Here is a 24,783-nt window from a genome sequence, read left to right as displayed (position 1 = left end):
TCCCGCCCCCCGGTCTCCCGGGATTCGGACCTTTCGGATCCAGCGGCCAGTTGGACCGGCCTTTTGCCTTTCGGCTGCTCCGACTTTATCAGAAGTTCTGAGTCGGAATTTCCCGCCCGTTCGGTTCTTTGGTTCCGATGCTGGAAAGCTTCGGGTTCCCCGTGGGCGGAGCCGTAAACCTACTGGGCCGGGCGCCCCGATGCAAATCGAGGCGCCCGGCTCCAGGAAGGGCCACGTCAGACGGGTCGTGAGGTCAGACCTCGACCACAACCGGAAGGATCATCGGGCGTCGCCGATAGGTGTCGGAGACCCACTTGCCCACCGTGCGGCGGACCAGCTGCTGGAGCTGGTGGGGCTCGCCGACCCCGTCGGCGGCGGACTTGGCGAGGACCTCCTCAAGACGGGGGATGACCCCGACGAAGTCCGCGTCGTCGATACCCGAGCCCCGTGCCTGGACATGGGGGCCGGCGGTGATCTTGCCGGTCGAGGAGTCGACCACGATGAAGATCGAGATGATGCCCTCGTCGCCGAGGATGCGCCGGTCCTTCAGGGAGGCGTCGGTGACGTCGCCGACCGAGAGGCCGTCCACATACACATAGCCGGCCTGCACCTTGCCGGTGATCCTGGCCTTGCCGTCCACCAGGTCGACCACGACACCGTCCTCGGCGATGACGATGTGGTCCTTGGGGACCCCGGTCAGCGCGCCCAGCTCGGCGTTGGCCCGCAGGTGGCGCCATTCGCCGTGGACCGGCATCAGGTTCTTCGGGCGGCAGATGTTGTAGAAGTACAGCAGCTCGCCCGCCGAGGCATGGCCCGAGACATGCACCTTGGCATTGCCCTTGTGCACGACATTCGCACCCCAGCGGGTGAGGCCGTTGATGACGCGGTAGACCGCGTTCTCGTTCCCCGGGATGAGGGACGAGGCCAGGATGACGGTGTCGCCCTGGACGATCCGGATCTGGTGGTCGCGGTTGGCCATCCGGGAGAGCGCGGCCATCGGCTCGCCCTGGGACCCCGTGCAGACCAGGACGACCTTCTCGTCCGGCAGATCGTCGAGGGTCTTGACGTCCACGACCAGCCCGGCGGGGACGCGGAGGTAGCCCAGGTCCCGGGCGATGCCCATATTGCGGACCATGGAGCGGCCGACGAAGGCCACCCGGCGCCCGTACTCATGGGCGGCGTCCAGGATCTGCTGGATGCGGTGGACATGGCTGGCGAAGCTCGCCACGATGATCCGCTTCTGGGCGCCGGCGAAGACCTGCCGCAGGACATTGGAGATGTCGCGCTCGGGCGGGACGAACCCCGGTACCTCGGCATTGGTCGAGTCGGAGAGCAGCAGATCGATGCCCTCCTCGCTGAGCCGTGCGAAGGCGTGCAGATCGGTCAGCCGGCCGTCGAGCGGCAGCTGGTCCATCTTGAAGTCGCCGGTGTGCACGACCATGCCCGCGGGGGTGCGGATGGCGACGGCCAGGGCGTCCGGGATGGAGTGGTTGACCGCGATGAACTCGCAGTCGAAGGGGCCGATCCGCTCCCGGTTGCCCTCGGCGACTTCCAGGGTGTACGGGCGGATGCGGTGCTCCTGGAGCTTCGCCTCGATCAGGGCGAGGGTCAGCTTGGAGCCGATCAGCGGGATGTCCGACTTGAGCCGGAGCAGATAGGGGACACCGCCGATGTGGTCCTCGTGGCCATGGGTGAGGACGATGCCCTCGATGTCGTCCAGCCGGTCCCGGAGGATGGTGAAGTCCGGCAGGATCAGATCGATGCCGGGCTGCTCCTCCTCCGGGAAGAGGACGCCGCAGTCGACGATGAGCAGGCGGCCTCCGTACTCGAAGACCGTCATATTGCGGCCGATCTCTCCGAGACCGCCGAGGGGTGTGACGCGCAGGCCGCCCTTGGCGAGCTTCGGAGGGGCGCCGAGTTCAGGATGCGGATGGCTCAAAAGACTCTCCTCACGACGTACGCCACGTGCCGCGGGGGCACGTGGCGTACGTGACATTCGTGCACTTGCTGGTGTGGTCCCTGTCCGGCCGTCCTCCGGTGGACAGGGTCAGGTATTCAGTTGGTGGGGATGTTCAGTTGGTCGGGATATTCAGTTGTGAAGTCTCGGTCAGAGCTGGATGCCGCCGGCCGCCAGATCGATCTTGAGCTGCTCGGTCTCCGCCGGGGACAGCTCGATCAGCGGCAGCCGCAGCGGGCCCGCCGGGAGCCCCTGGAGGGCGAGGGCGGCCTTGGTGGTCATGACGCCCTGGGTGCGGAACATGCCGGTGAAGACGGGGAGGAGCCGCTGATGGATCTCGGCCGCCTTCTCCATGTCGCCGTTGAGGTGGGCGTCGAGCAGGGCCCGCAGCTCGGGGGCGGCGACATGGCCGACGACGGAGACAAAGCCGACGGCGCCGATGGAGAGCAGCGGGAGGTTGAGCATGTCGTCGCCGGAGTACCAGGCGAGGCCGGTGCGGGCGATGGCCCAGCCGGCCCGGCCGAGGTCGCCCTTGGCGTCCTTGTTGGCGACGATACGGGGGTGCTCGGCGAGCCGGACAAGGGTCTCGGTGTCGATCGGGACGCCGCTGCGGCCGGGGATGTCGTAGAGCATCACCGGGAGGCCGGTGGCATCGGCGACGGCCGTGAAGTGGCGGCGCAGGCCCTCCTGGGGGGGCTTGTTGTAGTACGGGGTCACCACGAGCAGGCCGTGCGCTCCGGCGCTTTCGGCCGCGCGGGCGAGTTCCAGGGTGTGGCGGGTGTCGTTGGTGCCGACACCGGCGACGATGTGGGCCCGGTCTCCGACCGCCTCCAGCACGGCTCGGACGAGCCGGTCCTTCTCCGCGTCGCTGGTGGTCGGGGACTCGCCGGTGGTGCCGTTGACGATCAGGCCGTCATTGCCCGCGTCCACAAGGTGGGTGGCGAGGCGCTGGGCGCCGTCGAGGTCGAGTGCGCCGTCCGCCGTGAAGGGCGTGACCATCGCGGTGAGGACCCGTCCGAAAGGGGTCTGCGGGGTGGAGATCGGAGCCATGGGTTACACGCTACTCGTTGCTCAGCACGCTGTGTCCCCTCCCGGACGTGACGTACGTCGTGGGATGAGCGGATGCGGAGCCCGGCGCTGTCTGCTCGGGGGTTCAAACAGCGCCGGGTCCGTTTGATCAGCCTAGATGAACATCGTGAAATACCGCAATGCGGACACTTCCGGTGTTATTGGGTGATCTCGGGACCGCCACTTGGGTGGTCGGCGGCCGGTGGGGATCCGGCCGGTGCCCGGGGGGGATCAGGGGGCGACCCGGCCGTTCGCGTTGAAGGCGCTGTGGGTGAGCGGCATGAGCCCGGCCCACTCCCGCTCCATCAGCTCGCCGACCATCTCGATCTCGCGCTGCGGGAAGGAGGGCACCTTGGCCAGCTCGTGCTGGGTGCGCAGCCCCAGGAAGTGCATCAGCGAGCGGGCGTTGCAGGTCGCGTACATGGAGGAGAAGAGGCCGACGGGCAGCACCGCGCGGGCCACCTCCCGGGCGATCCCGGCGCCCAGCATCTCCTGGTAGATCTCGTACGAGCGGCGATAGGAGTCGATCATCGCATCGGAGACGACCTTGTGCTGCTCCGGGCTGCCGTCGACGAAGACGTACTTGCCGGGGCGGCCCTCCTGGACCAGCTTGCGGTCCTGGCCGGGGACGTAGAAGACCGGCTGGAGCTCCCGGTAGCGGCCCGACTCCTCGTTGTAGGACCAGCCGACGCGGTGCCGCATGAACTCCCGGAAGACAAAGATCGGGGCGCTGATGAAGAAGGTCATCGAGTTGTGCTCGAAGGGGCTGCCGTGGCGGTCCCGCATCAGGAAGTTGATCAGGCCCTTGGAGCGCTCCGGGTCCTTGGTCAGCTCCTCCAGGGACTGCTCACCGGCGGTGGAGACCCGGGCGGCCCAGAGCACATCGCTGTCGGAGGCGGAGTGCTTCACCAGCTCGACGGTGACATCGCTGCGGAAACTGGGTGTCACGGCCTCGGCGGGGGTGTCGGTCACCGGGTGGGTCCTTCCATGGCTGCTGGCGGGGCGGTCCGGCGGACCACTCTAGTCCACCCCTTCTGTCCGTTCCCCGCGCTCCCGCCTCAGTCGTTTCATGGGTTTGGCGCCGTATACCCTTCTTGTCGGATATCCCGTGTATTCCCCTGCCCCCTCCTCGGGGGAGATCGGCCGGATCGCGGGGAAGATCGGCCCGATACCGGCGGAGAGTGCACCGAAACGGCGTTCCCCGCGTCTGTACGGGTAGCAGCGCCACCGATACCGATGGCGCCACCCGGACGCGGCGGAGGCCGCCTCCCGGGACCGAGCACCCTGACGCGCAGAGGAGAGTGCCCCCATGTTCCGCCGGCGAGAAGCCGTCCCCTTCGCCTTCGTCGCACGGGCGGAGGCCGACCGCTTTGAGAGCAATGTCGCCCCTCCGCCACGGCAGCGTCCTTCGTTCTCCCAGCTCACGGGCCGTACGCTGATCGGGCTCACGGTCGTGGCCGGACTCGTCGGCTCGCTGCTCCTCGGGGTGCCCGCCCTGGAGTCCGGAAACACGCCGGAGAAGGCCCAGCAGTCCGAGGCGACCGAGCGCCACTGAACTCGTACGGCCCCCTGGGGTGGTCGGCCGGGAACCACCTCGGTAGCCTCACCCGTCACAGCAACCGATCGAGTGTGCTGGTGAGTGAGGATCAAGTCGTGCCCCTGCCCTTTTTGACGGCCGACCGTACGTTTGACGCCACCGCGGATGATGCGGCCCTTCCCTATGACGATCACGATCAGTGGCGTCGCCCCTATCGGCCGGGCCCCTGGCGGGTGGGGGCCGCGGCGATCCTGCTGCTGCTCGCCGCGTTCGTCCTGCTCGCCGCGATGGTCATCGTCTTCGCCGGGGCGTTCTCCGGGGCGATGGCCTGCCTGGCCGTGGCGGGCGCCGCGATCGGCGGCGCCCTGCGGCTGCTGCGGATGGGAGTCTGGGTGAGCCGCCACGGGCTGCGCCGGGTCGGCTTTCTGACCACCTCGACCGTGCCCTGGGGGCAGGTCGCCTCGGTACGGACGGTGCAGCAGCCGGTGCGCTGGCTGGGGCTGCCCCGCACGGTGCAGGGCCAGGCGCTGCTCCTGGTGCGCCGGGGGCGGAACGAGCCGCTGCCGCTGCTGACCGACCACAACGCGGACTTCCTGGGCCGGCTGGAGGGCTTCGACCGGGCCACGGACATGGTGGAGGCCTGGACCTCGGAGTACGGCTCCGCCTGACGGCGCGACCCGCACCGGCACCCGCCCCCGTACACGTACACGTACACGTACACGTACACGTACACGTACAGGAAAACGGCCCGGATCGCTCAGGGTGAGCGGTCCGGGCCGTTCTCTGTGCGCGTCCGTCTCAGCGGGCGCTCTCGCGGAGTCTGATCGCGCGCTGCATCGCGTGCCGGGCGCGCGGGGTGTCCCGGGCGTCGTGGTAGGCGACCGCCAGCCGGAACCAGCAGCGCCAGTCGTCCGGGGAGTCCTCGGCCTCGGCCCGGCGGCGGGCGAAGACCTCGTCGGCGGCGTCCCGGTCGATCCGGCCGCTGGGGGTGCGGGCGAGATCGTCCACCGGAAGTCCGCCCTCCGCCTCCAGCTCCGCCGCGAGCCGGTTGGCCCGGGTGACGAACTGGGTGTTCTTCCAGAGGAACCAGATACCGATCACCGGCAGGATCAGGACCGCGATCCCGAAGGTGACGGTGAGCAGGGTGCCCTGCTGGAGGAGCATCACTCCGCGGCTGCCGACCAGGACGAAGTAGACGACGAGGACGGCGGCCGTGATCAGATAGGTGATTTTCGCGCGCATGCGATCAGCCCAGGTCGAGGAAGTGTTCCAGCCCGAAGGTGAGGCCGGGGGTGTCCACCACGCGGCGGACGCCGAGCAGCACACCGGGCATGAAGCTGCTGTGGTGCAGCGAGTCGTGCCGGATGGTGAGGGTCTCGCCCTCGCCGCCGAGGAGCACCTCCTGGTGGGCGAGGAGCCCGCGCAGCCGGACGGAGTGCACCGGCACCCCGTCGACATCGGCGCCGCGGGCGCCGTCCAGGGCGGTGACCGTGGCATCGGGCTGGGCGCCGAGCCCGGCCTCGGCACGGGCGGCGGCGATCAGCTGTGCGGTACGGGTGGCGGTGCCGCTCGGGGCGTCGGCCTTGTTCGGGTGGTGCAACTCCACCACCTCGGCGGACTCGAACCAGCGGGCCGCCTGGCGGGCGAAGACCATGGTCAGCACGGCGCCGATGGAGAAGTTCGGGGCGATGAGCACGCCCGTCCCCGGGGAGGCGTCGAGAGCGGACCGCAGTCGCGCGAGCCGGTCGTCGGTCCAGCCGGTGGTGCCGACGACGGCGTGGATGCCGTTGCGTACGCAGAAGTCCACGTTGGCCATCACCGAGTCGGGGTGGGTCAGCTCGACGACGACCTGGGCCCCGGCCTCGGTGAGGGACTCCAGCCGGTCGCCGCGCCCGAGGGCGGCGACCAGCTCCAGGTCCCCGGCGGCCGTCACGGCCCGTACCGCCTCGGAGCCGATCCGGCCCTGGGCGCCGATGACCGCCACGCGCAACTTGCTCATCAGTTCTTCCTTCGGGGTGGGAACTCTCGGGGGGATCGGCCGGCCGCCTCGGGGAGCGGGGTCAGGAGACCGTCTCGTGGAGCCGGTCGGCCTGGCGGTCCTTGAGCGGGCCGATCACCGCGAGCGAGGGGCGGCGGCCGAGGATCTCGCCCGCGACCTCCCGTACCTCGTCGGGGGTGACGGCCGCTATCCGGGCGAGCATGTCGTCCACGGACATCTGCGTGCCCCAGCACAGCTCGCTCTTGCCGATACGGTTCATCAGCGCGCCGGTGTCCTCCAGGCCGAGCACCGTCGAGCCGGAGAGCTGGCCGATCGCGCGGCCGATCTCGTCGTCGTCGAGCCCTTCGGAGGCGACCCGGTCCAGTTCGTCCCGGCAGATCTTGAGGACGTCGTGGACCTGGTTGGGGCGGCAGCCCGCGTAGACGCCGAAGAGGCCGCAGTCGGCGAAGCCGGAGGTGTACGAGTAGACGCTGTAGGCGAGGCCGCGCTTCTCCCGTACCTCCTGGAACAGCCGGGACGACATGCCGCCGCCGAGGGCGGTGTTCAGCACGCCCAGCGCCCAGCGGCGTTCGTCGGTACGGGCGAGACCGGGCATCCCGAGGACCACATGGGCCTGCTCGGTCTTCCGGTTGACCAGCTCGACCCGGCCCGCGGTGCGCACGGTGCGCAGGCCGTCCCGGGGCGCCAGCGGGGTGGCGTCGGTACGGGTGAGGGCGTCCGCGCGTTCGAAGGCGCGGCGGACCTGGCGGACGACGGTCGCATGGTCCACATTGCCCGCCGCGGCCACGACCAGATGGGTCGGGTCGTAGTGCTTGCGGTAGAAGCGGCGGATGCGGTCGGCGGTGAGGGCGTTGACGGTGTCGACGGTGCCGAGGACCGGGCGGCCCAGCGGGGTGTCGCCGAACATCGTCTGCGCGAAGAGGTCGTGCACACAGTCGCCGGGGTCGTCCTCGGTCATGGCGATCTCTTCGAGGATCACCCCGCGCTCGGCGTCCACGTCCTCCTGGCGGATCAGTGAACCGGTGAGCATGTCGCAGACCACGTCGATGGCGAGCGGCAGATCGGTGTCGAGCACCCGGGCGTAGTAGCAGGTGTACTCCTTCGCCGTGAAGGCGTTCATCTCGCCGCCGACCGCGTCGATCGCGGAGGAGATGTCGAGGGCGGAGCGGCGCTCGGTGCCCTTGAAGAGGAGGTGCTCCAGGTAGTGGGTGGCTCCGTTGAGGGACGGGGTCTCGTCCCGGGAGCCCACATGGGCCCAGATGCCGAAGGTGGCGGAGCGTACGGACGGCAGGGTCTCGGTGACCACGCGCAGCCCACCGGGGAGGGTGGTGCGGCGGACGGTGCCGATGCCGTCGTCGCCCTTCAGAAGTGTTTGGGTACGGGCGACGGCCCGCGCCTGGGAAGAGGCGCGGGCCGTCGCACGGGAACTACGCGACGTCACTTGTCGGTGTCGTCCTTCTTGTCGGCATCGGCGTCCTCGCCCTCGATCACGGGGATCAGGGAGAGCTTGCCGCGGGAGTCGATCTCGGCGATCTCGACCTGGACCTTGGAGCCCACACCGAGCACGTCCTCGACGTTCTCCACGCGCTTGCCGCCGGCGAGCTTGCGGATCTGCGAGATGTGCAGCAGGCCGTCCTTGCCGGGGAGCAGGGAGACGAAGGCACCGAAGGTGGTGGTCTTGACGACCGTACCCAGGTACCGCTCGCCGACCTCGGGCATGGTCGGGTTGGCGATGCTGTTGATCGTGGCGCGGGCGGCCTCGGCGGCCGGGCCGTCGGCGGCACCGATGTAGATGGTGCCGTCGTCCTCGATCGTGATCTCGGCGCCGGTGTCCTCCTGGATCTGGTTGATCATCTTGCCCTTGGGGCCGATGACCTCACCGATCTTGTCCACGGGGATCTTGACGGTGATGATCCGCGGGGCGTTGGGGGACATCTCGTCCGGGGTGTCGATCGCTTCCATCATCACGTCGAGGATGTGGAGGCGGGCGTCACGGGCCTGCTTCAGCGCGGCGGCCAGGACGGAGGCGGGGATGCCGTCCAGCTTGGTGTCGAGCTGGAGGGCGGTCACGAACTCCTTGGTGCCGGCGACCTTGAAGTCCATGTCACCGAAGGCGTCCTCCGCACCGAGGATGTCGGTGAGGGCGACGTAGTGCGTCTGGCCGTCGATCTCCTGGGAGATCAGACCCATGGCGATACCGGCGACGGGGGCCTTCAGCGGCACACCGGCGTTCAGCAGCGACATGGTGGAGGCGCAGACCGCGCCCATGGAGGTGGAGCCGTTGGAGCCGAGCGCCTCGGAGACCTGGCGGATGGCGTACGGGAACTCCTCGCGCGTCGGCAGCACCGGCACGATGGCGCGCTCGGCGAGAGCGCCATGGCCGATCTCACGGCGCTTGGGCGAGCCCACGCGGCCGGTCTCACCGACGGAGTACGGCGGGAAGTTGTAGTTGTGCATGTAGCGCTTGCGGGTCACCGGGGAGAGGGTGTCCAGCTGCTGCTCCATGCGGAGCATGTTGAGGGTGGTGACGCCCAGGATCTGGGTCTCGCCACGCTCGAACAGGGCGGAGCCGTGGACCCGCGGCAGGGCCTCGACCTCGGCGGCCAGCGTACGGATGTCCGTGACGCCGCGGCCGTCGATGCGGACCTTGTCCTTGATGACGCGCTCGCGCACCAGGGCCTTGGTCAGGCTGCGGTAGGCGGCGGAGATCTCCTTCTCGCGGCCCTCGAAGGCCGGGAGGAGCTTCTCGGCGGCCAGCTCCTTGACGCGGTCCAGCTCGCGCTCGCGGTCCTGCTTGCCCGCGATGGTGAGGGCCTGGGCCAGCTCGTCGCGGACGGCGGCGGAGAGCGCCTCGAAGACGTCGTCCTGGTGGTCCAGGAAGACCGGGAACTCGCCGACCGGCTTGGCGGCCTTGGCGGCGAGGTCGGCCTGGGCCTTGCAGAGCACCTTGATGAAGGGCTTCGCGGCGTCCAGACCGGCGGCGACGATCTCCTCGGTCGGCGCCTCGGCACCGTCCTTGACCAGCTGGATGGTCTTGTCGGTGGCCTCGGCCTCGACCATCATGATCGCGACGTCGCCGTCGTCCAGGACACGGCCGGCGACGACCATGTCGAAGACGGCGTCCTCCAGCTCGCTGTGGGTCGGGAAGGCGACCCACTGGCCCTTGATCAGCGCGACGCGGACGCCGCCGATCGGGCCGGAGAAGGGCAGGCCGGCCAGCTGCGTCGAGGCCGAGGCGGCGTTGATCGCCACGACGTCGTACAGGTGGTCGGGGTTGAGCGCCATGATCGTGGCGACGACCTGGATCTCGTTGCGCAGGCCCTTCTTGAAGGAGGGGCGCAGCGGGCGGTCGATCAGGCGGCAGGTGAGGATGGCGTCCTCGGAGGGACGGCCCTCACGCCGGAAGAAGGAGCCGGGGATCTTCCCGGCGGCGTACATCCGCTCCTCGACGTCGACCGTGAGGGGGAAGAAGTCCAGCTGGTCCTTGGGCTTCTTCGAGGCGGTGGTCGCCGACAGCACCATGGTGTCGTCGTCCAGGTAGGCCACGGCGGAGCCGGCGGCCTGCTTGGCGAGGCGGCCCGTCTCGAAGCGGATGGTGCGGGTGCCGAAGGAGCCGTTGTCGATGACGGCCTCGGCGTAGTGGGTCTCGTTCTCCACCAGTGTTTTCTCCGTTACGTTGCGTCTTTGTGTCCCCGGCGCCCGTGTGGCGGGGGGACCTGCGGAGAAGCTCTCGTGCGGGGCCGGTCTTCGATCGAAGCACCCGGGGACGGCTGGTCTCCGGGGGCCACTACCGAGGACCGGCGGGCGAGTCTGCTTCCCAGGTCTAGGGGTGTGACGGTATTGCGTTGTGCGACCAGACTAAATGGCGTCCGGTGGCTCGCGCACGTACAGCGGGTCAGGCATGTACGGCGTGTACAGCCTGTACGGGGTGGTGCCGCGGGTGCGGTGCCGTCCGTACGGGCCGGTCCGCTGCGGCGCCGGCGGGGTGGCCGGTGCGGCAACAGCAAAAGGGAGCGGTCCCCGCTGGGTGGGAACCGCTCCCTTCACGGCGTCTTACTTGGCGCCGCCGGCCGCACCGCGGCGGATGCCGAGGCGGTCGACCAGCGTACGGAAGCGCTGGATGTCCTTCTTGGCCAGGTACTGGAGAAGGCGGCGGCGCTGGCCCACGAGGATCAGCAGACCACGACGGGAGTGGTGGTCGTGCTTGTGGGTCTTGAGGTGCTCGGTGAGGTCCGAGATGCGGCGGGAGAGCATCGCGACCTGGACCTCGGGGGAGCCGGTGTCGCCCTCCTTGGTGCCGAAGTCGGCCATGATCTGCTTCTTCGTGGCGGCGTCGAGAGACACTGGTACTCCTCTTGGGTGTTCGAAGCGCCTGCGAGTGCCCCTGGTCTCGATCTCAGGTGGCTTCCATGACTCGGAGGCGGAGGTCCGATGGGCGCGGCTCCCAGGGAGTCCGGGAGAGCGTACACAAACGGCCGTCACACAGCGTACCAGCCCCGGCCGGCTCCCCGGGTCCGGGGTCCGCTGTCCGGAGGCTGATGTCCGGGGTCCGAGGTCCGGTCGGGGGTTCCGGGCCAGGTCGGGGTTCCGCGTCAGGTCGGGGGTCCCGGGTCAGGAGGTCGTCGCGCGGATGGCGTGGTAGACGTCGAAGACGGCCAGGCTCAGCGGGATCAGGGTGAGCAGGACACAGGTCTCGGCGATCTCCAGGAAGCGGCCCCAGAAGGGGGTGACCCCGGCGCGCGGGACGATCAGCCCGATGGCGGTGACCAGCGCGGCGACGCCCGCGACGGCGGCGGCGAGCCAGATGGTGCGCAGGTCGAGCGCGCCGCTGTCGCCCCGGAGGGCGTCGCGCAGGAGCGCGGCGGGCGGGTTGAGGCTGAGTCCGAGGCCGAGCAGGACCAGGGAGGCGAGGCCCGCCGCGAGCGCGCAGCCGACCTGTGCGGTGTAGCGGAAGAGGTGGGCCCGCATCAGCAGGGCGATCCCGGTGGCGAGGGCGAGGAGCTGGGCCCAGGGGTTGTCGGAGAAGCCGAGGACGGCGACGGCGCCGACGGCGACCAGGGCGCAGCCGCCGACGAGGCCGACGAGGAGTTCATGGCCGCGGCGGGCCTGGGCGGCGATGCGGGTGGAGTCGACGGGGCCCGGCTCGGTGTCGCTGTCGTGGCCGCTGCCGATGGCGGTACGGGGCGGGTCGAAGCCGATGGGGAGCCGGGCGAAGCGGGTGGCGAGGCCGGGGAGGAAGGCGAGGGTGCCCACGGCGAGCGGGGCGCAGATCGCGGCGGTCTCGATGGGCTCCAGCCGGAAGGAGAGGGCGGCGAAGGTGGCCAGGGCGCCGAGGGCGGAGGCGAGGACGAAGGCGACGAAGGGGCCGTCGCCGCCGGGGGAGACGATGGTGAGGACGACGGCGACGACGAGGACGGCGGCGCAGGCGAGCAGGAAGTGCAGCCGTCCGATGCCCTGTCCGTCGGCGGGGGGCAGCAGTCCGGAGCCGGCGACGGCCGCGTTGGCCATGGCGCCGAGGCCGAGGGCGACGGCGGCGGCGCGGTCGTCGTAGACCCTGGCCCGGACGCAGGCGAGGGCGAGCAGCAGGACGGCGGCGACGGCGGCGAGGATGCCCTGGAGGCCGTTCATGTCGTGGCCGGGCTCGGAGGACCAGAGGACGAAGGCGAGCAGCAGCAGGAGGACGGAGCCGGCGAGGAGTCCGGCGCCGCGCATCAGGGCGTCGCTCCAGAGGCTGCGGTCGCGGACGACGGCGGTGGCGACGGCGTCGGTGACATCGTCGAAGACGGCGGGCGGCAGGGATTCGGCGAAGGGGCGCAGGGAGAGGAGTTCGCCGTCGAGGATCCGCTGGGTGCCGAGGGAGCGGGCGCTGTCGAGGACGGTGCCGTCGCGGCGGACCAGGTGGTAGCCGACGGGTGCGCCGGGGGTGGGGCTCTGGCCGGAGAGCCGCAGGATCTCCGGGTAGAGGTCGGCGACGGGGATGTCCTCGGGCAGGGCGACGTCGACCCGTCCGTCGGGGGCGACGACGGTGACCCGGCAGAAGCCGGTCGCGCTGGGCGACGGGGTGGTCTGGCCGGGGTGGCCGCTGCCGCCGGCCGTTGCCCGCGCTGTCGCTGAGGCCGTCATGCTCACCTGCTGCATCCCCTCGTGATTCGGTGGGCGTGGCCGTTCCGGTGGGCGCGGCCGGGGGCCGTGCGGGTGGTGACCGGACGGTCCGTCACGCCGGTGTGCCCGGTCATGGCCGGGGCCCTGGCGGGTCCGTGGTCCTGGCGGGTCCATGGTCCTTGGCGGGTCCGTGGTCCCGGCCCGGGGGCCGGGCGGTGCGGGGCGGGCCGCTGTGCCCTCGTACCCCCTCCGCGGACTCCGCGTCACCCTACCGCCCGTGTCCGCCGGGTGCCGCAAGTAGGATCCGTCCCCGCGGACGGATCCGTCGCCACGGGGGCGCCGATAGGAACATTTCCGTCCGGCAAGGGAATTGGTGAGCTGGTGAGTCAGATCGTCGTCAAGCGCCCGCCCCGGGCGCTGCCTGCCGAGGTGCCCAGCGAGCAGATGCGGCTGCAACCCCCTCCCGAGCTGCCGCGCGGGCAGCAGGAGGGCGCGCTGATGCAGTTGCTGCCCATGCTGGGCATGGGTGGTTCGGTGGTCTTCTTCTTCATCACGCCGAACCCGGTGATGCGGATCATGGGCATGGTCATGATCGCGTCGACGGTGGCGATGGCCATCGCGATGCTGGTCCGCTACCGCAGAGGCACCCAGGGCGAACTGGCCGATCTGCGCCGGGACTATCTCAAGTATCTGACCCAGACCCGTAAGGGCGTGCTGCGCACCGCCCGGCTCCAGCGGGACTCGGCGTACTATCTGCACCCCTCGCCGGAGCAGCTGTGGGCGCTGGTCGCCGAGGGCAGCCGGCTGTGGGAACGGCGGATCGGGGACGCGGACTTCGCGCAGGTACGGATCGGTCTGGGCAGTCAGCGGCTGGCGACCGAGCTGGTGGCGCCGGAGACCGCGCCGGTGGACGAGCTGGAGCCGTTGACGGCGGGGGCGATGCGGCAGTTCCTCGCCGCCCACGGCACGGTCGAGGGGCTGCCGCTCGCGGTGTCGCTGCGGGCTTTCTACCACGTGACGGTGGGCGGTGAGGCGGGGGCGGTACGGGCCACGGCCCGGACGGTGGTGGGTTCGCTCGCCGCGCTCCACTCCCCCGAGGATGTGGTGATCGCCGTGGCGGTGGCGCCGGAGACGGCGGAGCACTGGGAGTGGGCCAAGTGGCTGCCGCACGCGCAGGCGTCGGGGCCGGGGGACGGTGCGGGCAGCCGTCGGCTGATCACCACCGACGCGCGGGAGCTGGACGAGCTGCTGACGGAGCTGCTGGAGGGCCGTCCCCGGTTCCAGGGCGGCGGGCAGCCGCTGTTGGACCGGCCGCATGTGGTGGTGGTCCTGGACGGCCGTTCGGTCCCCGGGGATTCGGTGCTGGCGGCGGCCGAGGGGATCCAGGGGGTGACCGTCGTGGAGGTGCTGTCCTCCGGGGCGGGCGGGCCGCTCGGGGATCTCTCGGTCACCGTCACCCCGGACGGCCTGCGGCTGGAGTCGGGGCACGGGCTGGTCTACGACGGGGTGCCGGACCGGCTGAGCCCGGCCGCCGCGGAGGCGCTGGCCCGGCAGCTGGCCCCGATGCGGGTGGGTACGGGCGGCGACGACGATCAGCCGCTGCTGGCCAATCTGGACTTCACGGACCTGCTCGGCCTGGGCGATCCCGCCTCGATCGATGTGGCGCGGACCTGGCGTCCCCGGTCCCTGTCGGAGCGGCTGCGGGTGCCCATCGGGGTCGGTGTGGACGGCGCCCCGGTGATGCTGGACCTGAAGGAGGCGGCGCAGGAGGGCATGGGTCCGCACGGTCTCTGTGTCGGCGCGACGGGTTCCGGCAAGTCGGAGCTGCTGCGGACGCTGGTCCTGGGCCTGGCGGTCACCCACTCCTCCCAGACGCTGAATTTTGTCCTCGCGGACTTCAAGGGCGGCGCGACCTTCGCGGGGATGTCGCAGATGCCGCATGTGGCGGCGGTCATCACCAACCTCGCGGACGATCTGACGCTGGTGGACCGCATGGGCGACTCCATCCGCGGTGAGCTGAACCGCCGCCAGGAGATGCTGCGCGACGCGGGCAACTACGCCAATATTCATGACTACGAGAAGGCCCGGGCGGCGGGCGCGGCGCTCCAGCCGATCCCCTCACTGGTGCTGGTCATCGACGAGTTCAGTGAGTTGCTGACGGCGAAGCCGGACTTCATCGAGATGTTCGTCCAGATCGGGCGGATCGGCCGGTCGCTCGGGGTCCATCTGCTGCTGGCCTCGCAGCGGCTGGAGGAGGGGCGGCTGCGCGGTCTGGAGACCTATCTGTCGTACCGGGTGGGGCTGCGGACCTTCTCGGCGGCGGAGTCCCGGGCCGCGCTGGGTGTCCCGGACGCCTACTCGCTGCCGAATGTGCCGGGTTCGGGGTATCTGAAGTTCGGCACGGACGAGATGGTGCGTTTCAAGGCCGCCTATGTCTCCGGCACCTATCGGGCCGAGGGCCACCGGCCGGTGTCGGGCGGGCCGCTCCCGGTGGACCGCCGGCCGGTGCCGTTCACGGCGGCGCCGGTACCGGTGCGCTATGTCCGGCCGGCGGGCGGCCCGGCCGTCCCGGACGCGCGGACCCCGGAGGACGACGCGCTCGCCGACTCCGTCCTCGATGTGGTCGTACGGCGGCTGGAGGGGCGCGGCGCGGAGGCCCACCAGGTGTGGCTGCCGCCGCTGGACAACCCGCCCGCGCTGGACGAGCTGCTGCCGGGGCTGACCCCGGTGGAGGGCCGGGGCCTGACCCGGCCCGGGTTCGAGGGGGCGGGCCGGCTGGTCGTCCCGCTGGGCGTCGTGGACAAGCCCTTCGAGCAGCGCCGCGACACCCTCTACCGGGACTTCTCCGGGGCGGCGGGCCATATGCAGATCGTGGGCGGCCCCCAGTCGGGCAAGTCGACCCTGCTGCGCACCCTGGTCGCGGGCTTCGCGCTCACCCACACCCCGCAGGAGGTGCAGTTCTTCGCCCTGGACTTCGGCGGCGGCGGACTGTCGGCCATAGCGGGGCTGCCGCATGTCGGCGGGGTGGCCTCCCGGCTCGACCCGGAGCGGGTCCGGCGTACGGTCGCGGAGGTGTACGGGGTCCTCTCCCGGCGGGAGGAGTACTTCCGCACCTCCGGCGTCGACTCCATCGCCACCTATCGCCGGATGCGGGCGAGTGGCGCGATATCGGCGCTGGAGCAGCCGTTCGGTGATGTGTTCCTGCTGATCGACGGGTGGGGGAACTTCCGTACCGACTACGAGGGCCTGGAGCCCGCGGTCCTGGACATCGCGGCCCGGGGTCTCGGCTACGGCATCCATCTGGTGCTGACGGCCTCCCGGTCGATGGAGGTCCGGGCCAATCTCAAGGACCATCTGATGAACCGTCTTGAGCTGCGGCTCGGTGACACGATGGACTCGGAGCTGGACCGCAAGGCGGCGGTCAATGTGCCGCAGAACGTCCCCGGGCGCGGGCTGACCCCGGAGAAGCTGCACTTCATGGCGGCGGTGCCGAGGATCGACGGCATCAGCTCCAGCAGCGAGCTGCTGGAGGCGACCTCGGCGATGAACGACGAGGTCACCCGTCACTGGCGGGGGCCCGCCGCCCCGCAGGTCCGGCTGCTGCCGCGCGAGCTGCCCGCCGCGGACCTCCCCGCCGGGCTCGCCGCGCCGGAGCGGGGGGTCGCCTTCGCCATCGACGAGAACAATCTGGAGCCGGTCTTCGTCAACTTCGACCGGGATCCGTTCCTGCTGGTCTTCGGTGACAGCGAGTCGGGCAAGTCGAATCTGCTGCGGCTCCTGATCAAGCAGCTGAGCGAGCGGTACGACGGCGACTCCTGCAAGTTCTTCGTCATCGACAACCGGCGGGCGCTGCTGGATGTCACCCCGGCGTCGCACCTGGCCGAATATGTGCCCATGTCCAATGCCATGGAGCACCATGTGGACGCGCTCACGGATCTGATGCAGCGGCGTACCCCGTCGGCGGATGTCACGGCGCAGCAGCTGCGGGACCGCAGCTGGTGGCGCGGGCCCTCGGTGTTCGTGGTGGTGGACGACTACGACCTGGTGTCGACGTCGAGCGGCAATCCGCTGTCGCGGCTGACGGAGCTGCTGCCGTTCTCCCGCGATGTGGGGGTGCGGTTCATCATCGCGCGCAGCTCGGCGGGGGCGAGCAGGGCGTCGTACGAGGGTTTCCTCCAGCGGATGATGGAGCTGGGCGCGCAGGGGGTGCTGCTCTCCGGCGACCCGCAGGAGGGCGATGTCCTGGGCGGGGTACGGATGCGGCCGATGCCGCCGGGGCGGGGCGTCTTCGTCTCCCGGCAGCGCGGGAACCCGCTGGTGCAGACGGGGCTGCTGCCCGAAGTGTACTGAGCGCCGGCCGCCTCGGGGCGCAGGACACAGGGCGAGGGCCCGCCGTACTCGTACGGCGGGCCCTCGCCCTGTGTGCGCTGTGCCGGGCCGGGGCGGCGGACGGTCGCTCCGCCGGGCCGTGCCCGGGTGGGCATCTCCCGCGCATGCCCACCCCTGTGCCGGTCCGGCGGGCCCGTTGGATCCGCCGGTGCTCCTAGAAGAAGCCGGCCGCCCTGCGGTCACCGGCCTGGTAGGCGGGGGCCGCCTCGCGCACGGCCCGGGCGATGCCCTTGAGGGACTCGTGGATCATGCGCGTCTCCTTGTCCCACTGCTTGTGGTAGGTGTCCGCGGCGGTGGCCGCCTCACCCTCGAACCCGTCCGAGATGCTGCGCAGCTTGGTCTGGATCGCGTCCAGTGACTCGGAGAGCTTCTGTGCCTGCTTCTCGATCGTGCCCGCCGCCTGGTCCAGCGAGGCGTATGTGACGACGAGCTGTCCCGCGCTGTCCGACATGAGTCCTCCGACTGCTGTGGTGCTGAGTGGTGTGGTGGTACGTGGTGTGTCCGGTGCGTGGTGCACCCGGTGCACCTGGTGTGCTCTGTGCCTGGTGTGCTCGTGCCTGGTGCGGTGGCGCGTCGGCGAACGGCCCGGCGAGGGCCGGTGGACGCGCCGCCGGGCTCAGTAGCTGCTCAGGTTGGAGGTGGCCCGCTGGGTGGCCCCGGCGTCGCCGGAGTACCCCGGGGTGACATCGACGCCCTGGAGCGCGGCGCGCACCTCGTCGTCGGTGTTGCCCGCGGTCACCCGGGTGACCTGGACGGCCTCCTGGAAGTGGAGCAGCATCTTCGCGACGCGCACCATGCCCTGGTTGATCTCGGCCTGCTTGACGTCGAAGGCGCCGTGGCCGATGCCCTTCCAGTTGCCCTCCAGGCTGTCGATGACGCCCTGGAGCTGCTGGAGCTGGCCCTTCACGCTCTCGAAGTTCTCGGTGATCTCCCGCTGGAATTGGTCGAGGTACTCGTCTGTGACCTTCTGCACGGCCATGCCGGTCGTTCCTTCCCTGTGGCCCCGTTCGAGGGGGCGATGGTGACTGTGGTGGCTGTGGTGCGGTGGTGTGCGGCTCGGTGGTGGCGTCAGGCGGAGCGGCGGCGTACGAGGAAGAAGGCGACGGCCCCGACGATGGCGACGGCGGCGACACCGCCGATGACGAGGCCGGTGTTCCCGCCGTCGTCCTCGGCCTTGCCGGCGGCCTCGGTCGCCCCGGGCTTCTCTCCGGATCCGCCGGTGGAGGACTTGTCCTCGCCCTTGTCCTCGCCCTTGTCCTCGCCCTTGTCCTCGCCCTGCTTCGGCTCCGGGGACGCGCCGGAGTCACCGCCGGATTCGCCGCCGGGAGCGGCGGAGGCGGCGGAACCGTCGGTGCGCTTGTTGGTCAGCGGGCTGATGTCCGGGTCGCCGGGCTTCCCGATCCCCCGGTTGAGGTGCGCCCCGGGCCGGACGACGCCATAGCCGGAGTAGCGGCTCATGCCCTTGGCCTTGCCGTCCTTGCCCTTGGCTGCGCTCTCGAACATGACCCTCAGGACCTGGTTCGCGGTCCAGTCAGGGTTCGCGGACCAGATCAGCGCGGCGGTGGCGGAGGCGACGGCGGAAGCACTGCTCGTTCCGTCCCGGTCGCAGTAGCGGGTGAACGTGGTGTCGCACCAGCCGGGGATGTCACTACCGGGAGCGGTGAGATCGACGACGTTCCCGTGCTGGGAGTAGTCATCGACCTTTCCCTCAGGGGAGGATCCCGAGACTCCGACCACTTCTGGATACATTGCCGGGTAGCCGGGCTTGTTGTCCTTGTCGCCCGTGTTGCCGACTGCGGCGAAAAGTAGCTTGCCCTTGCTCATCGCGTACTTGACCGCCCTGTCCTCCTTGGCCTCTGGGAATTCGCTGCCGTAAGACAAGTTGATGATCTGTGCGTCGCTGTCGGCGGCAGCCCGGATCGCGTCGGCACTGTCCCAGACGTTGGTCTTGTGGCGCTCCTGGAACTCGTCTAGAGCGATCCGGTAGGGAATGATCTTGGACTCAGGTGCAAGTCCCTGAAGGCCGCCGCCCTTGCCGGTGCCCGCGATCAACTCCGCCATGCTGGTCCCATGGCCCCTGTAGTCATCGGTCTCGTCTCCAGGCGCACCCGAGGTATCGAGGCCCTTGAGGACCTGCCCTTTCAGGGAAGGAGTCGACGGATTGACACCGGTATCGATGACCGCGACCGTGATGCCCTTCCCGGTGGCCTTCTCCCAGATCCTGTCCACCTTCATGGCGTCCAGATACCACTGCTTGGCCCGTACGTCCTCGGCCGCGACGGCCATCGGCGCGGTACCGACGACACCCACGGCCCAGGCACCGGCCGCAGCGACCGCGCAGACCAGCCCACGCCTGACGGCGTACTTTCCCGACGACATCCTGGCTTCCGAACCTTCCGCTGTCCCTAATCGATCACCGGTGGGACGACCCGTCGCCGAACCACCCATGTCTCTTCGTCTTCCGTCAGATAGTCCGGCCGTGTGGATCCGTTCTGCTCCTGCTCCTCGGGACGGGCCTGCTGCCGACGGCCACCGGCCAGCCCGGCGCCGCCCGTCGTGAACCCGCCCGCGCCGGAGCCCCGGCCAGCCGCTCCACCGGTCGGGGTTCCGACGATGCCATGGCTCCCGGGCGTACCCCGGAAGGCTCCCGGCGCACCGCTCGCTCCCCTTCCGGCCGTGGCTCCGGACTCGGCGCCGACGACCCCCCGGGCGAAGCGGGAGGCCGCCGAGCCACCCGCCGCACGCTGTGGCGTACCGCCGACGATGCCTCCGGCACCACCGGCCGCCCTGCCCGCCGCAGGCCCCTGGGACATCGGGCCCATGGGCCCCGTACCACCCGGGCGCCCGGCGGCGGGAGAGCCGCCGCCCGGGCCCATGGGGCCCATGGGACCGGTGGCTCCGGCACGACCCGCCTGACCCGCGCCCATGCCTCCGGCGGAGGGTGCTCCCCCGCCCATGACACCCGGCCGGGCGGCCGAGTCGACGGGACGGACCGTCGGGGCACCACCACTGACCGGACCGGGCCGGCCCACGGTCGGAGCGGTGGGCGTACTACCGCCGCCGGCCTTCGGTGCGAGGGGCGGAGTCCTGGTGGGGACGGTCTTCGCGGGCGTCGCCTTGTTCTGGCCGAGCCCGGGTCCCGGGGCCATGGGGGGAACCGGACTGATGGCGGGTCCGCCAGGGCCGGAGCCCGGCGGAGCCGACGGAGTGACGGGTGCGGTGGGCGGAGCCGGTGGTGCCGTGACGCTGTCGATCTGCATCGAGGTGTCGGGAGCCGACGGAAGGACAGGGGCCATCGGAGCCGTCGTCCCCAGATCAACAGAGCTCACCGGCCTTGTCGGCGCGGGTGCCCCCATGACATCGCCGGTCGGGTCGGGCCCGGAAGTCGGCTGCTGGGGAAGACCGCTCGACCGACTGGCCGGAGAGGCATCACCACCTGTCGGGTCCCACTTTCCCCCTTTGGGCCGAGGAACCTCCGCACCCAGCCTCGACGGAAGCTTCGGCGCCTCCCGCCCCGCCAGCGACTGCTCCGACACCGCGTAGAACGACGCCAGCCGGTTCATCTGGTTGATGGCCTCCTGGCGGTTCTTCTCCGCCTTCACCGCCGCCACATAATCCGGATTGTCCTGCTTACGCTCGTCCGGCGGGAACTCCTCCGCCTTGCGCGGATCGGCGCGGCCGTCGCGCGGGGGCTTGGAGTTGCGGACGGAGGTCAGGCCCTCACTGGCGACCTTCATCTGGCTGCCGACGGCATTGGCGTAGGTGGCCAGGTCGGAGGTGTACCGCACGAGTTCCTGGCCGTAGCGCTGGAACTCGGAGGCGCCGACACCCTTCCACTCGGTGCGGTCGACCTGCTTACGCAGCTCCTCCGCCGCGTTGTTGAGCGCCGTGGTCGCCCGCTCCAGGGCGTTGCCCGCGTTCTCCAGGTCGGCCGGGTTGGAGCTCTCCAGGAGGTCCAACATGTCGTTGAGCCGGGCGCTCTCGAAGTCCGTACGGCCGAAGAGGCCACCGGGGCCACGGGTGTTGAAGCCCATGCGGTCGAGGACCGAGGTGACCTTCTCGGCGACATTGACGGCGGTCTGCCGGTTCTCGATGTCGGTGGTGTCCGCCGCTTGCTGCTGCTGAGGCGTCAGGCTCTTGTTCTTCTCGTCGCTCATAAGGGTTACCCCAGATCCGTCGGAACGTAGGACTCGTCCGTGGCCTTGGGCTGCTGGACCGCCGTCTTGTCGTGTTCCCGTTGCAGTTCGGCCTGGATGGAGTGGAAGCGCTGACGCATCTCCTCCTCCACATTGTCGTAGCCGACATCAGCCGCGTGGACGCCGATGGTCAGGGCCTCGATCTGGCGGCCGAGGGACTGCGACAGCTCGATCAGGGTCGTGTGCACCCGCTCGTACTGGCTGAAGAATCCGTCCGCCTCGGCGAAGGGCAGGTTGGCGCCGCTGAAAGAGCCGCGTGGCACCCGGTGTTCGGCGACTTTGGAACTGCCGCCCTCTCCGCTCTCGAATTCCGACAGGAGCTTGGTGACCTGCTGATGAAAAGTCTTCAGAGCGCCGATACCGCGCTGAAGGTCACCGCCGGCCCCTCCGACCGCACCGCTCTCCGCATCGAGCACGATGCCCGTTCCTCCCCGTTTGTTACTGCCGTTCCTACTGTTCCCGCTGTTACCGCTGATCCTGGTGTTACCGCTGATCTGCGCCCAGTTCAGGGGAATCAGCCCGCGAATCATCGGGTAAGCACACTCTATCGACTGCCTATGACAGCCCCAAGCAGGTTGCCGGAGCGGGCGCTCAGCGGTGCCCCCATCCGGCCGCCGGGGGTCATCCCCCGGTGATACGGGCGCGTCTGCGGCGGGCGTCGCGCACGGCGACGGCGCCGCCGCCGATGGCCGCGACCAGGACCGCGCCGCCGACGACGACATAGGTGGCGAGGCGGGCGTCGCGTTCGTCGGCGGACTCGCCGAGGTGTACCTCGGCCGGGGTGGGCGCCTTGGCCCGGGTCAGCCCCTCGCGGGCGACGGGCCGTTCGAGGGGCCGGTCGTCCTCGGTGAGGGCGCGGACCGGGTCCACCACACCCCAGCCGACCAGCCGGTCGTACCCCGGCGTCGAGCGCTCGGCCGTCTGCTGGATCTGGGCCACGATCTGGCGCGCGGTCCACTTGGGGTGCTTGGCCTTGATGAGCGCGGCCACGGCGGCAACATAGGGGGCGGAGAAGCTGGTGCCGTTGTCGGCGCAGTGCCCGCCGCCGGGCACGGTGGTGACGATGTCGACCCCGGGCGCGGCGACCCCGACGAAGTCCCCGGACTGGGAGAACGCGGCGCGCTCGTTGTCGCGGTCGGATGAGGCCACCGCCAGCACCCCCGGGTAGGAGGCGGGGTAGGTCTTCTTGACGTTGCCGCCGAGGCCGTCGTTCCCGGCGGAGGCGACCACCACGACCCCGGCGGCGAGGGCCCGCTTCACGGCGTCGCCCAGCAGCTGGGTGGGTTCCTCCGCGTTGGCGGTGTCCTGGGAGATGTTGATGACTCCGGCGCCCTGTTCCACGGCGTGGTCGATGGCCTCGGCGAGGGTGACCGCGGTGCCGTTGCCCTCGGCGTCGTTCTGCTGGATGGGGATGATGGTGGCGCCGGGGGCGAGGCCGGTGAAGCCGGTGCCCGGCCGGGGGCGGGCGGCGATGATGCCGGCGACCTTGGTGCCGTGGCCCACGGTGTCGGTGGTGCCGTCCTCCTTGCCGCGCTCGGTCGTGCGGCCGTTCTCGTCCTTGATGTCCCGGGGCATCAGATTGATGCCCCGGGAGGTGTCCACGGCGCCTTTGAGCTGGGGGTGGCGGACATCGACCCCGGTGTCCACGACGGCGACGCGGACCCCTTTCCCGGTGGACTGCTTCCACACCTCGTCCAGCAGGACCCGCTGGAGCGCCCAGGGTTTGCCCGGGTAGGTCTCACCGGGGTAGCTGCACTGGACGGGGGAGTCGGCGGCGGCCTGCGGCAGGGGCAGGCCGAGGCCGGTGAGCGAGGTGGCGGCGGAGACCGCGGTGAGGGCGGTCAGGAGGGCCACTCGTCGGGTCCGTGCGTCGGCCGACGCACTTCCCACAGGAACGGTACGAGGGGTCATGGCCGCGCTCACGACCCCTGCGGCTGGCTCGCGGACCCGGTGGAGAGCCGGGGCCCGGTCGGCAGGAAGGTCGACCACGCGGCGGGCACCGGGTGGGGGTCGACGCCCTTGTACCCGAGGCGGTTCTGCGCGATCTGGACCTCCTGGAGGTCCGCCCGGCGCTCCTCGGCGCTGCCGGACGAGCCGATGCCGGAGGGGTCCGCCCCGCTGTCGCTGTTGGACTGCATGGCGTACCGCAGTCCGGTGTCGGTGACGAGGAAGAGGAATCCGGTGTCGGTCCTGGTCCCCTTGAACTGCCGGTAGAGCTGTCCGGATCCGGGGGTCACATAGGCGCTGGAGGACCCGGCGGGCAACTGCTCCGGGAAGTCGGTCCCCGCCCAGGTGCTCAGGGTGGTCCGGCCGCCGTCCCGGTCGACGTCACGGAGCACATTGCAGATGGCGTTCCGGGGGCTCCCGCCGCCGGTGGAGTTGACGGCCTCGGGGAGCCGCTGGGGCCACCGCTTGTCCTGGTGGAAGGGCTTGCCCGGGGTGAAGGCGCCGCCGCTGATGCGCTGGGCCCGGCCACCCTGGTCGAGGGTGACCAGGGCCTCGCTGTTGAGCAGGAGGTGGGCGGTGAAGTCGGAGACGGGGGCGACCCGGCCGGGGAGGACCACGTACCGGCGCTGGCTGGAGCCCGCGCTGGCCTCCAGGACCATGCCGACCTTGTTGAACTCGGCGGGGAGGTCGGCGGCGGGGATGCCCGCGTCGCTGCCGGGGATCCCGTCGATCCCCGGGAAGTCGACCCGTTCACCCGGGTGGAGGGTGGCCAGCCAGGACTGGGAGACCCGCTGGGGCGCCCGGTTGTCGCCGATGACCACCCGGCGCAGCACTTCGCTGTCGGCGATGGGGTAGGCGGTGCCGGTGGCGTCGACGATGTGGCGGGTCCGGTCGGGGCCCTCGACATAGAGGAGTTCGCCGCCCCGGAGGCGGTTGGAGCCGTCGGTCTTCCCCTTCTCGCGGTCGGCGAAGAGGAAGGAGGCCTTCTGGATGGTGCGGCCGCCGTCGCCGGGGCTTTCGCACACCGCCCAGCGCTTGGTGGCGCCCGCTTCCTCCGCGGAGGGCAGCCGGTCGGGGGCATAGGGAATACCGAGGGTGGCGCCCCGGGGAATGTCCCCCTTGTCGAGAACGGATTCGGCCACCTTGATGATCTTTCCCTTGTCCGGGTCGAGGAGCAATTTCGCCGAGGACATGTTCAGAACGGGGTGGAGTCTTTTCTCGCCGTCGGTCTCCAATACCACATAACGGGTGGTGGACTTGCTGGCGATGATGACATTCTCGGCGGGCTTGTCCCAGCCCTTGGGGGCGACCGGCCGGAACATTCCCCAGGCGGCGAATCCGGCGAGAATGACGACGCCGACAATGGCACCGGGGACGACCGCGCGAAGGGGACGCGGGGCGCCCTCTTCCGACCCTGTCGTACTCGGCTGGAGGAACTGCGCGATCAGCCTTCGTTTCGCGAAGGTGTAGGCGTTGAGTTCGTCCCGGCGTGATGCCATCTGTCTGTTGTCCCTCTCCCCGCTGGGCGGTCAGCCCTCGTACCGCGGGCCCCTACTATGCCTGCTGGGATCGGGGGGTCATCGCTCAG

19 protein-coding genes are annotated in these 24,783 nt (G+C 70.5%); 3 read left to right on the top strand and 16 right to left on the bottom strand.

What is annotated here, in order from left to right:
* Positions 1–253 precede the first annotated feature (253 nt).
* From ABT354_RS27665 to thyX, 3 genes are all read right to left on the bottom strand, one after another.
* Positions 254–1,939 (bottom strand): ribonuclease J, encoded by a 1,686-nt coding sequence (locus ABT354_RS27665; protein WP_351498601.1) that lies wholly within the window; start codon positions 1,937–1,939, stop codon positions 254–256.
* Positions 1,940–2,107: 168 nt separating this feature from the next.
* A complete protein-coding gene (gene dapA, locus ABT354_RS27660; RefSeq protein WP_351498599.1) occupies positions 2,108–3,007 on the bottom strand; it encodes a 4-hydroxy-tetrahydrodipicolinate synthase in 900 nt (299 codons plus the stop codon).
* Positions 3,008–3,256: 249 nt separating this feature from the next.
* Complete coding sequence (thyX, locus tag ABT354_RS27655) at positions 3,257–3,997, bottom strand: FAD-dependent thymidylate synthase (protein ID WP_351498596.1); 741 nt, start codon at positions 3,995–3,997, stop codon at positions 3,257–3,259.
* 337 nt (positions 3,998–4,334) lie between these two features.
* Here thyX and ABT354_RS27650 point away from each other — a divergent pair, with 337 nt between their 5' ends.
* Together ABT354_RS27650 and ABT354_RS27645 are read left to right on the top strand one after the other, a co-directional pair.
* On the top strand, positions 4,335–4,580 hold the full coding sequence (locus ABT354_RS27650) for a hypothetical protein (protein WP_351498595.1): 246 nt from the start codon (positions 4,335–4,337) through the stop codon (positions 4,578–4,580).
* A 98-nt stretch (positions 4,581–4,678) separates the two neighbouring features.
* Positions 4,679–5,230, top strand: a complete 552-nt coding sequence (locus ABT354_RS27645) for an SCO5741 family PH domain-containing membrane protein (RefSeq protein ID WP_351498593.1) — start codon at positions 4,679–4,681, stop codon at positions 5,228–5,230.
* Between the two features lie 130 nt (positions 5,231–5,360).
* Here the strand turns inward: ABT354_RS27645 and ABT354_RS27640 are convergent, their stop codons facing one another.
* The 6 genes from ABT354_RS27640 to eccD all read right to left on the bottom strand — a co-directional run bounded on the left by ABT354_RS27640 (position 5,361) and on the right by eccD (position 12,684).
* Positions 5,361–5,804, bottom strand: coding sequence for a tetratricopeptide repeat protein (locus ABT354_RS27640; RefSeq protein WP_351498591.1), 444 nt, complete (start codon positions 5,802–5,804; stop codon positions 5,361–5,363).
* A gap of 4 nt (positions 5,805–5,808) precedes the next feature.
* Entirely contained in the window at positions 5,809–6,561 is a 753-nt protein-coding gene (gene dapB / locus ABT354_RS27635; protein ID WP_351498588.1) for a 4-hydroxy-tetrahydrodipicolinate reductase, read from the bottom strand.
* A 61-nt stretch (positions 6,562–6,622) separates the two neighbouring features.
* Positions 6,623–8,002 carry a M16 family metallopeptidase gene (locus tag ABT354_RS27630; protein ID WP_351498586.1) on the bottom strand — a complete coding sequence of 460 codons (1,380 nt, stop codon included), beginning with the start codon at positions 8,000–8,002 and terminating at the stop codon, positions 6,623–6,625.
* Positions 7,999–10,218 carry a polyribonucleotide nucleotidyltransferase gene (locus tag ABT354_RS27625; protein WP_351498584.1) on the bottom strand — a complete coding sequence of 740 codons (2,220 nt, stop codon included), beginning with the start codon at positions 10,216–10,218 and terminating at the stop codon, positions 7,999–8,001. Before ABT354_RS27625 ends, ABT354_RS27630 begins: the two co-directional genes overlap by 4 nt.
* A gap of 396 nt (positions 10,219–10,614) precedes the next feature.
* The gene (gene rpsO, locus ABT354_RS27620; protein WP_323370980.1) at positions 10,615–10,905 is read right to left on the bottom strand and encodes a 30S ribosomal protein S15; all 291 of its coding nucleotides are present in this window, start codon (positions 10,903–10,905) and stop codon (positions 10,615–10,617) included.
* 267 nt (positions 10,906–11,172) lie between these two features.
* A complete protein-coding gene (gene eccD, locus ABT354_RS27615) occupies positions 11,173–12,684 on the bottom strand; it encodes a type VII secretion integral membrane protein EccD (RefSeq protein WP_351498581.1) in 1,512 nt (503 codons plus the stop codon).
* Positions 12,685–13,044: 360 nt separating this feature from the next.
* Between eccD and eccCa the strand changes: the two genes are divergently transcribed.
* Positions 13,045–17,013 (top strand): type VII secretion protein EccCa, encoded by a 3,969-nt coding sequence (gene eccCa / locus ABT354_RS27610; protein WP_351498579.1) that lies wholly within the window; start codon positions 13,045–13,047, stop codon positions 17,011–17,013.
* A gap of 193 nt (positions 17,014–17,206) precedes the next feature.
* On the opposite strand, the gene ABT354_RS27605 is transcribed toward eccCa, so the two are convergent.
* From ABT354_RS27605 to ABT354_RS27575, 7 genes are all read right to left on the bottom strand, one after another.
* On the bottom strand, positions 17,207–17,503 hold the full coding sequence (locus tag ABT354_RS27605; RefSeq protein ID WP_351498577.1) for a WXG100 family type VII secretion target: 297 nt from the start codon (positions 17,501–17,503) through the stop codon (positions 17,207–17,209).
* Between the two features lie 165 nt (positions 17,504–17,668).
* The gene (locus tag ABT354_RS27600) at positions 17,669–18,031 is read right to left on the bottom strand and encodes a WXG100 family type VII secretion target (RefSeq protein ID WP_351498575.1); all 363 of its coding nucleotides are present in this window, start codon (positions 18,029–18,031) and stop codon (positions 17,669–17,671) included.
* A gap of 89 nt (positions 18,032–18,120) precedes the next feature.
* Positions 18,121–19,431: a S8 family serine peptidase gene (locus tag ABT354_RS27595; protein ID WP_351498573.1), complete on the bottom strand. Its 1,311-nt coding sequence runs from the start codon at positions 19,429–19,431 to the stop codon at positions 18,121–18,123.
* Positions 19,432–19,457: 26 nt separating this feature from the next.
* Positions 19,458–21,209, bottom strand: a complete 1,752-nt coding sequence (locus tag ABT354_RS27590) for a hypothetical protein (RefSeq protein ID WP_351498571.1) — start codon at positions 21,207–21,209, stop codon at positions 19,458–19,460.
* Positions 21,210–21,214: 5 nt separating this feature from the next.
* Complete coding sequence (locus ABT354_RS27585) at positions 21,215–21,664, bottom strand: DUF2563 family protein (RefSeq protein WP_351498569.1); 450 nt, start codon at positions 21,662–21,664, stop codon at positions 21,215–21,217.
* Between the two features lie 205 nt (positions 21,665–21,869).
* Positions 21,870–23,159, bottom strand: coding sequence for a type VII secretion-associated serine protease mycosin (gene mycP / locus ABT354_RS27580; protein WP_351498567.1), 1,290 nt, complete (start codon positions 23,157–23,159; stop codon positions 21,870–21,872).
* An 8-nt stretch (positions 23,160–23,167) separates the two neighbouring features.
* A complete protein-coding gene (locus ABT354_RS27575; RefSeq protein WP_351498565.1) occupies positions 23,168–24,694 on the bottom strand; it encodes a type VII secretion protein EccB in 1,527 nt (508 codons plus the stop codon).
* Positions 24,695–24,783: the final 89 nt, after the last annotated feature.

This window comes from Streptomyces sp. NPDC000594, assembly GCF_040299965.1.
Lineage (GTDB): Bacteria > Actinomycetota > Actinomycetes > Streptomycetales > Streptomycetaceae > Streptomyces.
The sequence above is the reverse complement of the archived record's forward strand: the minus strand, read 5'-3'. Positions and strand labels throughout refer to the sequence as shown.